The sequence below is a fragment of the Vibrio neptunius genome, assembly GCA_019339365.1.
Classification (GTDB): Bacteria; Pseudomonadota; Gammaproteobacteria; order Enterobacterales; family Vibrionaceae; genus Vibrio; species Vibrio neptunius.
This window is the reverse complement of sequence record CP079860.1, coordinates 989,465-1,001,907: the sequence shown is the minus strand read 5'-3', so window position 1 is coordinate 1,001,907 and position 12,443 is coordinate 989,465. Positions and strand designations below refer to the sequence as shown.

At 46.5% G+C, this 12,443-nt stretch carries 19 protein-coding genes and 1 pseudogene; 6 read left to right on the top strand and 14 right to left on the bottom strand.

Going from position 1 to position 12,443, the window contains the following annotated elements; genetic code table 11:
• Positions 1–30: 30 nt before the first annotated feature.
• Positions 31–623: pseudogene (locus tag KW548_21215) on the top strand (hypothetical protein).
• Positions 624–830: 207 nt separating this feature from the next.
• Here the strand turns inward: KW548_21215 and KW548_21210 are convergent.
• Entirely contained in the window at positions 831–2,456 is a 1,626-nt protein-coding gene (locus tag KW548_21210; GenBank protein ID QXX08181.1) for a hypothetical protein, read from the bottom strand.
• Positions 2,457–2,503: 47 nt separating this feature from the next.
• Positions 2,504–2,701 carry a hypothetical protein gene (locus tag KW548_21205; GenBank protein QXX08180.1) on the bottom strand — a complete coding sequence of 66 codons (198 nt, stop codon included), beginning with the start codon at positions 2,699–2,701 and terminating at the stop codon, positions 2,504–2,506.
• Positions 2,702–3,030: 329 nt separating this feature from the next.
• Between KW548_21205 and KW548_21200 the strand changes: the two genes are divergently transcribed.
• A complete protein-coding gene (locus KW548_21200) occupies positions 3,031–3,585 on the top strand; it encodes a hypothetical protein (GenBank protein QXX08179.1) in 555 nt (184 codons plus the stop codon).
• A gap of 375 nt (positions 3,586–3,960) precedes the next feature.
• On the opposite strand, the gene KW548_21195 is transcribed toward KW548_21200, so the two are convergent.
• The 11 genes from KW548_21195 to KW548_21145 form a co-directional block, all read right to left on the bottom strand.
• A complete protein-coding gene (locus KW548_21195) occupies positions 3,961–4,227 on the bottom strand; it encodes a hypothetical protein (protein QXX08178.1) in 267 nt (88 codons plus the stop codon).
• A 13-nt stretch (positions 4,228–4,240) separates the two neighbouring features.
• Positions 4,241–4,432, bottom strand: a complete 192-nt coding sequence (locus KW548_21190; GenBank protein QXX08177.1) for a RebB family R body protein — start codon at positions 4,430–4,432, stop codon at positions 4,241–4,243.
• A 94-nt stretch (positions 4,433–4,526) separates the two neighbouring features.
• Positions 4,527–4,799, bottom strand: coding sequence for a RebB family R body protein (locus KW548_21185; GenBank protein QXX08176.1), 273 nt, complete (start codon positions 4,797–4,799; stop codon positions 4,527–4,529).
• Between the two features lie 11 nt (positions 4,800–4,810).
• Positions 4,811–5,074 (bottom strand): hypothetical protein, encoded by a 264-nt coding sequence (locus KW548_21180; protein ID QXX08175.1) that lies wholly within the window; start codon positions 5,072–5,074, stop codon positions 4,811–4,813.
• Positions 5,061–5,489: a RebB family R body protein gene (locus KW548_21175; protein ID QXX08174.1), complete on the bottom strand. Its 429-nt coding sequence runs from the start codon at positions 5,487–5,489 to the stop codon at positions 5,061–5,063. Before KW548_21175 ends, KW548_21180 begins: the two co-directional genes overlap by 14 nt.
• Positions 5,490–5,575: 86 nt before the next feature.
• A complete protein-coding gene (locus KW548_21170; GenBank protein QXX08173.1) occupies positions 5,576–5,869 on the bottom strand; it encodes a RebB family R body protein in 294 nt (97 codons plus the stop codon).
• 59 nt (positions 5,870–5,928) lie between these two features.
• Positions 5,929–6,192: a RebB family R body protein gene (locus KW548_21165; GenBank protein QXX08172.1), complete on the bottom strand. Its 264-nt coding sequence runs from the start codon at positions 6,190–6,192 to the stop codon at positions 5,929–5,931.
• A 52-nt stretch (positions 6,193–6,244) separates the two neighbouring features.
• Positions 6,245–6,505, bottom strand: a complete 261-nt coding sequence (locus KW548_21160) for a RebB family R body protein (GenBank protein QXX08171.1) — start codon at positions 6,503–6,505, stop codon at positions 6,245–6,247.
• A gap of 23 nt (positions 6,506–6,528) precedes the next feature.
• Positions 6,529–6,795, bottom strand: coding sequence for a RebB family R body protein (locus tag KW548_21155; GenBank protein QXX08170.1), 267 nt, complete (start codon positions 6,793–6,795; stop codon positions 6,529–6,531).
• A gap of 52 nt (positions 6,796–6,847) precedes the next feature.
• Entirely contained in the window at positions 6,848–7,048 is a 201-nt protein-coding gene (locus KW548_21150) for a RebB family R body protein (protein ID QXX08169.1), read from the bottom strand.
• Between the two features lie 101 nt (positions 7,049–7,149).
• The gene (locus KW548_21145; GenBank protein ID QXX08168.1) at positions 7,150–8,361 is read right to left on the bottom strand and encodes a helix-turn-helix domain-containing protein; all 1,212 of its coding nucleotides are present in this window, start codon (positions 8,359–8,361) and stop codon (positions 7,150–7,152) included.
• 579 nt (positions 8,362–8,940) lie between these two features.
• Between KW548_21145 and KW548_21140 the strand changes: the two genes are divergently transcribed.
• From KW548_21140 to KW548_21125, 4 genes are all read left to right on the top strand, one after another.
• On the top strand, positions 8,941–10,245 hold the full coding sequence (locus KW548_21140; protein QXX08167.1) for a dicarboxylate/amino acid:cation symporter: 1,305 nt from the start codon (positions 8,941–8,943) through the stop codon (positions 10,243–10,245).
• 245 nt (positions 10,246–10,490) lie between these two features.
• Entirely contained in the window at positions 10,491–10,802 is a 312-nt protein-coding gene (locus KW548_21135; GenBank protein ID QXX08166.1) for an antibiotic biosynthesis monooxygenase, read from the top strand.
• Complete coding sequence (locus tag KW548_21130) at positions 10,790–11,227, top strand: MarR family transcriptional regulator (protein QXX08165.1); 438 nt, start codon at positions 10,790–10,792, stop codon at positions 11,225–11,227. The genes KW548_21135 and KW548_21130 overlap by 13 nt, the downstream gene beginning before the upstream one ends.
• The gene (locus KW548_21125) at positions 11,224–11,430 is read left to right on the top strand and encodes a hypothetical protein (protein ID QXX08164.1); all 207 of its coding nucleotides are present in this window, start codon (positions 11,224–11,226) and stop codon (positions 11,428–11,430) included. Before KW548_21130 ends, KW548_21125 begins: the two co-directional genes overlap by 4 nt.
• A 286-nt stretch (positions 11,431–11,716) precedes the next feature.
• Here KW548_21125 and KW548_21120 read toward each other — a convergent pair whose 3' ends face one another.
• Entirely contained in the window at positions 11,717–12,430 is a 714-nt protein-coding gene (locus KW548_21120; protein QXX08163.1) for a hypothetical protein, read from the bottom strand.
• Positions 12,431–12,443: the final 13 nt, after the last annotated feature.

The window sequence follows — 12,443 nt, the reverse complement described above, 5'->3', positions numbered from 1 at the left end:
CTGAACGCATCGCTCTTTCGGAGAAACCTTATGATTCAGCAATCCCTACTCAGCCATCTCGCCAGTCAGCACGATTTCAGCAAAGCGAATCAGGTCATCGCCATGCCTCAGGCCAAACCTTTTGTTCATTCCTGGCTCACTCTTGATCTCAGCCTGTCACTGGCTCAGTCTTCGAATATCGAAGACATCCATTTCGCCTCTCCCTATCAACACGGTGACGAGTACCTCAAGTTTGTCAGCAAATCGTCTGCCGTCGAGCCTTGCGACAAGCGCTACGCGTCCAAAGCGGATCTGCGTATCGCGACACCGGGTAAAAACCTTTGGTTCGAGTTTCATGTGCTTCATCAGGACGAGTTGGCGTCAAAGAAAGATCGCAACAAACTCTACGACGATGCCCAACGTGTCACCGCCTTACGTCAATCCTTACCTCAAGATGAAGTGATACTACTGGTCGGGTTATGGGGAAGCTTCAGTGGCCAAGACATCAAGCACTTCGAGCCACTCGACAACAACACTCAGTGTGCGTATGTCCTTGATACTAGCTTAACGGGCAGTACCCAGATCGCGCGGCTCAGCCATATGAAAAAGAGGGGGAGCCACGTTTTCTGCTAGCCGCATTCTGAAGTAGGCCACCCGTTGCGTCGCGGACTTGCTCAACCGGAGCTTTCGTCCCAATAAAAAATCCGCTGTTAATGGCGGATTTTTGTTTTCTGGCATCGATAACATTTAATCTTTCAATTGACGATAGAGCTCCATCAGTGGATAGCGCACTTGAACCAGCATGATCGTTTGCAAATAGATAGCCAATAAATCTTCACAGTTGTCAGACTTCAGTTTGTATGGCACACATGAATCCAGTCCGGTCCATGGACCATTATTGCGATCCCCACGGCTTCGTAATAATCGTTCGAAGGATTATTGTTATCTAGGTTGGCATCCAGTGTAAAACAGATATAGGTCGTATGGGCACGGTTGTTTTGATTCAGTACGCGCTGATTCATGCCTTGTTGTATCTGGCTATTGAAACTCACCAGAATTTCTTTCGAATTCAATGTCTCAATCACGCGGACATTGTGGATATGAGTGGTGCCAAACTTTTTACTTTTCAGGTCAACCGCTCGACCTTTAATGTCGTTATAGGCATTGGTATTGACGGTCAGTTTGACCATCCCCAGCGGGAAGTCCATATCTTTAAAATACGCTTTGCTGTCGAGTTGCAGCCAAGCACTCAGAAGTGCATCGTTAATCACTTTGAATTTATCGTTTGGATTGACCTTTTGCGATTTTGGCTTGAGCAGTATGGATAATGCCGTATTGACTTGAGAGAAAGTCAAAGGATTCAGAATACAGGCTTTCAAGTTGGGCAGATTCTTCATCAACTTGTTGACGTTCTCTTCATTACAGGCGGATGTCAGTTGCAATCCCGACCCAGTGATCGCTAAATCGTAATTGCCCTCGACGGCTTTGTTAATGTAGCCAATGACGTCATCTGTCGGTCCTTGTTCATTAACGGAAGCGGCAAAGTGGTTCACTTTACCCAGCAGATCATATTTTATCTGAGGGACGATACCTCTTCGGAGTGTTCCGTTTTGCTGGTTGGGAATTTCTTGAATGGTTGCCGAGTTGCCGAGGGCTTTAAGATTGGCTCGGTTGTTGTTCAAACCGGCAATGGCGAACAAGGCGGCTGAAGCCCGCTTTTTTCTCTTTGCTTCTTTATGTGGGCTACCACTCACCCCTAGTTCAATTTCGCCAATCAGCAGCAGGTTTTCAAACAACATATAACGCCAACCCGGGATCTTAAAATCGCCGTTTTGGTCATCGTGTAAAACCGTCACTTCATCCTTAGCTGAAATATAGGATTCAGGGTTACCCATGCGTGGTGTCGATAAATCAACGACTTCAGATTTAAATCGGATATCCTCGTTATTGCCGCCATGGGTGATCCTGAAGTCATAGACAATGGCCAAACGGTAGAGCAAAAAGCCGGGGATGGTATGGTTGACATAAATGGTGGGCGTGCACTGCGGCTGAAAGCCATACCCGCTGATGTTATTGGTCATTGCGTGGGAAACCGTATCACCCACACCAAATTCAATTCTCTGGCTGTTGTTGTTGAACAAACGATGGTTGCGCATATCCCATTCAGGTAAGTAACGCATGTCTCGGCCGACCTGATAGCATCGACTTTGGTTATCTCGATAAGCCACCGTTATTGGCCCAACAAGCCCCGTCTCCTCTCGGATGACATTTTCAATGATCTCCAATAATTCACCGTTCAACCAGTTGTTCATTGTGGTGTTCATCGCGGCAGTGACAGTATTTGGCGCGACACCCGCGGTTAGAGCTCGCGCGGCATCCTCAAGGACTTCGACCATGGCATTGTGGACGGTATCCAGCTCCGCGTTTGGATTAGCAGCTGTTGCCCACTTGGTATAGGTGGCCAAGTCCGGCATCACCTGAAAATCCCAATCACTGGTGGGGTGCCCACCTGTGTCCAATTTGGTTAATGCAGCCCCCCTTTTAAATAGTGGTAATAGATATTATTGGTGTTAAGCCCGGCTTTTGTACGCAGCTCGGTGTCGGCCCTTAACGCAGCAGCTTCCGTGGGCACGGCCACAACTTCAAGAAACTTTTCGGTAATTTCACTATCGATACGACGTTTGATTTCACGTGCTTTTTGTTGAATGGCATTAATTGGCATCTTAAATTCCTGTTAACTGAATGGAAGGTTGGAAGCGCGCCTGTATGTGACGTGTGTTGACTCATCACAGCTCAAACGTTGAGCGGGTAGCAAGACGCACGGCTGGCTCCACTCTAACGGGGTGAAGACCTCAATACTGTGGTAAACCGATGTGAAACCGAGGCGAAACAATGGTGGATATTCTTGGTTTTTCCCGTCGCTCCATCTGGTCTGAACATGGCGGATTTAAATTGAACTCAAAGCAAATTTTTTCCTTTCAATTATTGATAATGATTTTCATTCGTATAAATTATTGTGTTGATGATTTTCAACTGACGGCGGAGGCCACCATGAATCAACCTGACATCACTGAGCTGCTTATTCCTCAAAGCGAATGGGTTTCACCGCAGCTTTACCTGTATGAAAACGATGACCGTCTGTGCCTAGATTTAGCTGGCGCGATTCAATACAGCGGTATCAACAGTGTCGGTGGTTTGGTATTAGGGTTCAGGCTGGTTCAATACGCCGTTCAGCTCGGAGCGGGTAGTGAAGTCTTGCAACGAGATGGCATCAGTATCTATACCGCCTTCCCCGGTCGCGGCACACAAGATGCCTTTGAATACACCTGCCGAGCACTGCGTGATAAGCGCTACTGCTGCGATACCACCTTGCACCATCCAGGCGCACAATCGGGTCAACGAGGTCAATTCTTGTTTACGATGCGAGTCAATGAGCAGTCTATGGTCATGACACCTGCCGATGGTTTACCAAGACACAGTTATTTTGAAGCGGACAGACGCTCCAAGGAAAGTCCAGAAGCTGGGCTGAAGTGGCGTGATGAAAAAATTCACTTCGCCAACACGCTGCTAAGTCTTCCCCCAGAGCAATGTTTGCGAGTGTTGTAGAAGACTTGATAATCACTCATCAGGTCAGCCCGTATAAAGTCAAAGCCCATAGAGACGGCTCTCTATGGGCTTGTTCTATAACCAACCATCAACAAACAGTTGGAATAACGTATTGAACTGATAAAGCGTTAAAAAGCTTAACCAGACAATGACAACGATATCTAAAATTCGCATTGACTTTCCTACCTTTCGAATGCCAATCCAGACTCTACAAGGTATTAATATGCCATTCTCAGCTTAACCTAGGTTTCTTTGTGGCTTAGGCGTTAATTGATGTTTTGCCTTCAGCGAGTTGACACTCCACCCTATCCATGACGGCACAATATTGGCTAAAAGGATAACGACACCTTTTTGTCATTATTGCTTGTGTACCCGCTAACCAAACTTCTTTGCCACACTAGCCGCTTTGTCACCTAATTCGGCAAAGTTAGCGGTGCCTTTTTCCATGATTTTCTGAGCTTGTTCGATCACCTGAACATATTTGGGGTCGCCAGTGGCGAGCAATTCGGAAAGAGCAACACCGATAGCGGTGGTACTGATGGTATTGAGATTGCGCAAGTTGTCAGCAGCGTCTTGCACTGCAATGGCGGTAGATTGAGCGACCGATTGTTTGGCCTTGTCAGTCGTGCTCTCATTCGACATTGGCGCTTACCCGTTAGCCGCCTTTTTTGAGGATCAAGGCGCACGCTGTCGAAGTGGAAGCGTTGCTAATCGCCTGCATGCCTTGCTGTATAGTCACGGCGTTTTGCATATGCAGACCCATGGTGTCTGACATGGCGGATTCTGTCAGTTGGTCGATCATCTCAGTCACTTGTTTGAGGTCTTCTGCACTGTTTTTATCACTCATGGCTCACTCCTGAAAAAAAAGGCCAATGTCATTAACTGAATTGGCCATTGGGTCAACGGGTACTTTTAGCAACAAAGTCACATTGGCTAGGGGCTTATTCTTCGTCTTTTTCGACGATCGCTTCCGTTGCACGACCCAAAACTGCAGTGCCTATCGCCGTGAGTGCGTTGACCCCTTGTACCGTCGCCGCCTGCATACCTATGTTTGCCTGTTGCTGTGCTGAAGTGGCATTGTTGTTCAAGTTCGACATCGCTAATCCCATAGAGGTAAACAGGTTACCCATTGCATTAGCAGGCGATCCCGCCAGCACTTGAGTATTGGTTTGCGTGACAGAATCCGTGATCTGCTCGTTGACTTTTTTCGGCATGATAACCTCACTTATTGAATTTCATTTGGCAGCAGCTCTTGCAACTGCTGATTAATTTTGCTGATTTCCTGCTCAAGCTGGCCTTCGATATTATCCAACATACCCGTGACCGCGCTTTCCACTTCATCGATGGAGTCATTGACTTGGCCTGAACCAAAACGCTTTTGCGATTCTGCAATCAACTTCTGCACATCCTGTTGTTGCCGCTCGGTGAACGACTCAATCTGCTTGAGCTGCTCATTGACATCAAACTTTATGGTGTCATTGCTGGTCATCGTTCTTCCCTTTGTTTCTCTTCAGAAAACGTAACAAGCTGAACGAGCGTTTTTTCTCTTCAGCGTCTTCCTGAATGTCTTCACTACCACCGTCCTCTCTGCCTAATCGATGACTGGCATCGACAAAGATGGCGGGCTCGGTTTTGGGCTCTACTTTCGCCTCAACCGTTGGCCGTGTTTGAGTCTGCAGTAATCGAGCACAAGCGTTCGTCACCGAAGCGGCAGTGGTCATTTGAGACTGTTGCTGAGTACTGACGGCGTTATGCATCGACAAGCCCAGCGTATCAGCCAATGTGGTTTCCAATAGGCTGGTGGGTTGAGACGAGAACGCCTGCAAGGTATTAAACTGGTCAATCGCGTTTTGCGAGAGTTCCTGTTCGAACTCGTTCTCGAATCTTGTATCCTGCTCTTTCATATTCACTCCTTGAGATGCCTTCAACAGGCGCTGAAACGAATGCTGAACTCACAAACCTGAAATGGAAATGAGAAGAACAGCAATCATTACTGAGAGCGATCGTGCAGCACGGTCGCTACTTTATCGCCGACAACACCGAAGTTTTCGGCACCATTCGTCACCACTTTTTGTGCCTGGTCGATGATGTCCATGTACTTAGGATCACCCGTTTCCAGAAGTTGGCTTAACGCTGTGCCAATCGCCGTGGTACTCAATGTGTTCAGGTTGCGCAGATTGTCGGTTGCATCCGCAAGTGCCATGGCAGTGGACTGAGCCACAGATTGATTCGCCGCGTGGAATGCTGACTCTGCCTGATCAGGGGGTGTGTTTACCGTTTTCATTCACATCTCCTTCAAATACACCTTTGCCAGCCATCTGGCTGACAAAGGTGCGCATGGCATTACGAGTCTTTTTCGATGATGCCTTCTGCACTTCGGCCAACAACCGAAGAACCGATAGACATCAGCGAGTTAACGCCTTGAACCGTTGCGGCCTGCATAGTGATTTGAGCTTGCTGCTGGCCGCTTGTCGCGTTGTGAGCTGCCGTGCCTAACGCTTGGCTGGTAGACATTAGCAAGTTACCCATTGCCATTGCCGGAGTTTCACCAACCACTTTTGTGTTCACCTGTGTTACTGAGTCTGTTACTTGTTCATTAACTGGCATTGTTTCGTTCCTTATTTGTTGTTAACAATTAGTTTTTCCAACCTGGCTGTAATTAGCCTTTTTCGATGATGCCTTCAGCACCACGGCCAATGACCGAAGAACCGATTGCCATCAAAGAGTTCACACCCTGTACTGTTGCAGCCTGCATAGTGATTTGTGCTTGCTGCTGTGCAGCCGTCGCGTTGTGAGCAGCATTACTCAAAGCGTGGCTGGTAGACATCAACAGGTTACCCATTGCCATTGCTGGTGTTTCGCCAACAACTTTCGTGTTCACCTGTGTTACTGAGTCTGTTACTTGTTCATTAACTGGCATAATTTGCTCCTAATTTCAGTTAATTAGCTTGCGCTAGGTTCTAGGATGAGTTCGACACTACGGCCTATAACCGCGGTACCTGTAGCGAGCAATGAGTTCACTCCCTGCACTGTCGAAGACTGGTGGACCAAAGTCGCTTGTTGGTTCGCCCCTGTACTGTTGAGTGCGGAGATGCCCATTGCCTGACTGGTAGAAAGCAACAGGTTTCCACTCGCAACAGCGGGGGTGTCACCCACTACTTCGGTGTTTACTTGCGTCACGGAATCGGTGACCGCATCATTTACTGGCATATCAAATGCTCCTTTGCTGGTTAAGAAGTGCCGCATTGCACCTCAAAACTGACTAAGACCCTTTTGCTGCAATGGAATAAATCAACCCGGAACCTAACGCCGTATTGGTGACCACTATGGTCTGAATTTGCTGCTGAGCATGAGTCGCATTTTGTGATGCTTTGCCTAACGAATCAGCGACCATGTTGAGGTACATATTGCGCGATGTTGTCGGGGTAAATTGACTCAGCATTTTCTCGATGTTGATTTCCATTTCAGAGGCTCTTGATGTTCGTCTCTATGCTTTCCATATTAAGAACAAGGCGGCTTAATAACTTGGTCGAATCCATCAAGAATTGCCGCCTTTTCACCAACTTAGTTCGGCGCAAACCGGCGCGCTTTTTCTCGTTCCTTCTGTCGGTACTGGCGCGGCGTACAACCGACATTTCTCTTAAACATTTTTTCGAAATGACTCAGGTCGCCGAACCCAGATTGCAAGCATACTTCGGTGACCTTCATCATTGGAGCGTCATCAATGAGTTGCTTGGCGTAGCGAATTCGCACTTGCACCAACAAGGATTTGAAGGACAAGCCAATGTGTTGTCGGAATAAATAAGAAAGATGAGATTGGCTGGTAAACGCCGCGTTGGAGAGATCGGCTAACGTCAGCTCTTCGGTGAAGTTCTCGCTCATGTAATTGAGCGCTTTAAGTAAGCCTGGGTGAAGATGACGGAATCCGCCGAACTCTTTATTTAACAACGCTGCAACAATGTCGACGGTTTCATTTTCAGGGAAGAGGTCGAGACTCTGAATGTCTTCCACGTCAATGTGGTGATCGCAACAGGACGCCAAAGTCACAACGACGCGCTGCAATTGCTCGACGTTACCCGGCCAATGGTAGTTGTAAAGCAGCTGAGTCGCTTCAGGTGTCAATTGCGTTGTGGTGAAAGACTGAATTTTATTAAGTATATGATCAATATGAATAAGCAGGTCTTGCTTGCGCTCTCTAACTGGCGGGATATAAAGCTCTAGATGCGGCACCTCTGTCCCGAGTAACTTCGCCAAAAATTGCCGATTTACTTGCGTACTGTTGATCGGTTCGGTACAGGAGACGATCAGCTGGACCTTTTTTTCAGTCAAGCAACTTTGAAATTCCTCCTGACTGAATAAGGTGGTCAGGTAATCCTTTTTTTCCTGTGGCAGAACATCGACTTCAGAGAGATATAAGGTGCCTTGCTTGGCTCGATTTAAACTACTCTCAAGGTACGCTTTAAATTGTGATTGATTGTGGATGGTTGGTGGAATAAGAATAAAGCGGCCCTTACCCTCCAATCGGTTGAGATGAATAAGCGAGGCAATTGAACGTTTTTCAGTCCCTATCTCTCCGCTGATAAATACCGGATAGTTGGTTCTGGCCGCAAATTCAATCTGACTTTGGATTCTCTTTATTGAGGGGGATAAACCGAGCAGAGGGTAATCTGCTCCACTTCTATTAACAGGGTGATGTGGGAACGAATTGTACTTATTAAGTACCATAGGAAGGCCATTTCCGGTCGCTCCTCTGTTGGCATAGCTTAGCTCTGACATTGTAATTATTCCTTTATTTTGGTGTAGTCTCTGACGCCGAGCTTCTATGCTAAGGGGAACATTACTAGGTAAATTGGTGTTATAGGCTAAATTCACGGTTAAAGCCGCGAGAAACATGTTGAATATGCAGTCAGCATCATTTTAAAGGTAACAATTTAAACGATAAATCTTCGTTACACGCTCAGCGCACGAGAAACCCGTGATGACGAAAGAGGAGCTTACGTCATATCGAAGAAAAAGACTCGCTAGCGCTCAATGAGGCAAACTTAAAAGTGCATAACTATTGATTATCTATGCACGCAATAAATTATCTGATCTTGATATGCACCCAATATCGCATGTAATGAGAATGACGTTTTTTTTAACACCAACGGGCTAAGATGTGAAATCTGAAAACACTCAGGCAAGACATGTAATTAATATTGTTATCAAAATGTTAACAACTAGCGCTCTCTAGTGATAAAGATCACATCTACAAATCTGACAACGCATTTTACGTTCGTATTTTTCGATTCGACTGATAACCTCCTGCTCGCCTTGAAGTGAACTCAAGGTGCATAACTATAAGGAGTGTTCACTATGAATACCAAGAAACCAATGTCGTTAACCAGCCGAGTAATTATTGGTATGGTTGCGGGTATCTTGACAGGTTTTGCGATTCGCAGCCTTTTTGCCGACAACGGATTTGTCGACACATACATCGTCAATGGATTGTTTGAAGTTGGTGGCCAGATTTTCGTTGCCAGCTTAAAAATGCTTGTTGTCCCACTGGTGTTTGTTTCACTGGTTTGTGGTACAAGCTCACTGAAAGACCTATCTACCCTAGGTCGCATGGGTGGTAAAACACTCGCCTTCTATATTACTACGACCGCGATTGCGATTACGTTGGCGCTGACTATGGGTCACCTATTTCAGCCCGGTGCTGGTGCCGATCTAACCGCAGCGAGTTCATTCCAATCCGCAGAAGCACCGTCTCTGGGCCAAGTCATTATCGGCATGTTCCCAACCAACCCGATCAGCGCAATGGCGGAAGGAAAAACCCTTCAGGTCATCGTATTTGCTGTACTGTTTGGTATCGCGATCAGTGCTGCGGGCAAACCGGGTGAGCGTATTGCCGCCGTCTTTGCTGACCTTAACGAAGTGATCATGAAGCTGGTTGCGCTACTCATGAACCTAGCCCCTTACGGTGTATTCTTCCTGATGGCGAAGCTGTTCACAGGTCTAGGTCTGAGTGCCATTCTCAACTTAGCGGAGTACTTCCTAGTTCTAGCAGGTACGCTCGTGATTCATGGCCTGGTCACCTACAGCCTGATGCTGAAAGGCTTTACAGGTCTTAACCCAATCACCTTCTTGAAGAAGATGGAAGACGCCATCATGTTTGCCTTCTCAACCGCATCTTCTAACGCGACAATTCCTGTCACGATGGAAACGGTTAAGAATCGCATGGGTGTTGATAACCGTATTTCTTCGTTCACTGTGCCACTCGGCGCGACTGTGAACATGGATGGTACGGCCATCATGCAAGGTGTCGCGACTGCCTTTATTGCTCAAGCGTTCAACATTGACCTAACCATGGGTGATTACCTGATGGTGATCTTAACGGCAACGCTAGCTTCTATCGGTACAGCAGGTGTGCCGGGTGTCGGCCTAGTGATGCTCGCGATGGTGCTTAACCAAGTTGGTCTACCACTCGAAGGTATCGCTCTGATCATGGGTGTTGACCGCCTATTAGACATGATCCGTACTGCTGTGAACATCACAGGTGACAGCGCAGTGACGGTTATCGTCGCTAAGTCGGAGGGTGCTCTGGATGAGTCGCGCTTCAACGACCCAATGGCGGGTGAGCAAGAAGAAAAAGTGCATCTGAAAAAAGCCAACGCTTAATTTGCTTATTCCCCTCACTTAAATCCATGCCCCGTGTTTACACACGGGGCATTTTTTATGCTAGCGCCACCGACTGTGACTCAAAAGTGGATTAGAGAAACTCGCCCCAACGCCGCAATGTTCAACCATAAGTTAAACATGCCAAGCGTAATAAATCCTATTTAATTCTTGTATCGATCTTGTCAAGCGACCTGATTAGCCATATAGTTATCATGCTAACTAAATAGCTAATGAGGAAATTATTGATGAATGAACATACGTTTATCTTCGCCAAGATCACACCAAAGCCCGAGTACTTTGAGGTATCAAAGCAAGCGATTAAAGACATTATATCGCAGACTCGAAATGAACCTGGCTGCTTAGAGTTCACGCTCCATGAGGATAAAGCGGGCAGTTTATGTTTGTATGAGGAGTGGAGGGATGACAGTGCGTTGCAACTTCACCATGACATGGACTATACAAAAGCGGTTTTTAAGGCCTACGGTGATTGGTTAGCGACCCCCCTGAAATCACTAAACTTGTTAAACTCGCCTAAAGGTAAGGTATGTTTTTTCTAAAGGAACTTCCAACCAAAGCCATGCTTGATAAATACACCAGTGATTTAACTAGCAACGAGAAGAACTCCATCGCTGAAGCGCTTAGCATCATGCGACAAGCAAGCCTTCTAGTGAGAAATCTAGAAACTTATTTTTCTTCCCATGATCTTTCGCAGCTGAAGTTTTTAATACTGATTGTAATCGATCGCGAACCCGACAGAACGAGCCTCTATGCGCATGAAATAGCATCACGCTTAGATGTTTCCAAGCCTGTACTGACAAGAGCATTAAAAAAGTTGATTGACGATGGCTTACTCACTTCAAGTAGCGATCCAACCGATAAAAGAGCTAAGAAGATAGCACTAACCAAAAAAGGGGGGACCTGCTTATCGGAAATTCTTCCTGGCTATTTCAATGAAATCAACAAATTAATGGTCCCACGATGAAGAAAAAGTTATTGAGGATCTTGTTAACTTGGGTGTGTATTTATCCGATTGTCACACTGGTGATATTTACACTTTCAACCTTAGATATTCAATTGCCCTTATGGTTGCAAACTCTTGCAATAACAATGATTTTAGTGCCTACCATGGTGTTGATCATTGCGCCTAAAGTGACGGTAACCATAGATCGAATCGTTCAGCCATAGACGATGTAGCCCTGTTAAGGTGAGCAGCGCACTACCAACGCCGCTGCCTCACCCTATCTGATACATTCGTGGTGACCAGAGTCGATGTACATCGCCTAATCGACATCATCAATCACAGAAAAAATCGAGTCTTAGTAGTTGTTAAATAAAAAACTTACGTGTTAATTAGTAGCAAAACCACTTTAGGAGCCTGATCAATCAGTGATAAGTCTCTGCTTTTAGCCTTCTAATTGGAGCAGGATCCCGACTTTGAGATAGCCCAATAACCACCATACGCACGCTTTTCCTAAACCTGATCATCAATATGTCCATGACGATTTTGTTGGAAATCGTCTAGGTTGGTAAACCAACGCGTGCAATAGCCCCAATAATGGTCTTTCTCCATCAGCTTTTTCAGGCTTTGATGTTCAGGAGCAATATCATAGTTCACTTCTTCAACGCCTTTTTGTTGCCAGCGTTCAAGTAAGGATTGGTGGATCAAAAACGTCGATGACGACTGATTGAGCTCAATACACACCAATAAGCGCTGTGCGCTTGGTATGTGGCGAAAACGAGTTTCAAAACGATGGTGAAACAATACCTTATGGAATGATAGCGCCGTGAAATCAGTGTGCAAGTGGCCCGCTGCATCACGCACCTCGGCTGCTGAAAACGTAATGCCTAGTTTGTCAGAAAACTCGAGCTCGGCGGCGAGTTCATTGTCCAACAATAACGTGTATTGACCAGAACAGGTTGAAATTTTGGGCATCCGAAGGGGCTGACCACCTGTGCGTCGGTTTAGATTTTCAGCTTTATCTTGGTCACTTTCAGGCTCAAAACACACCACTTCTTCACCAAGAAAGAGATGTGGATGTGAGCGGTTGTCACTAATCGGCTGCCAGGTGAAGTCATACTCATTTAACCACGCATCGGGGTCACCGTCTTTGTCGGCATACACATCACCAACATGGATCAGTTGAAGTGGCAGATACTCACTCAAAATGCCCTGCATATCTATCATGGTCATTTCCTCC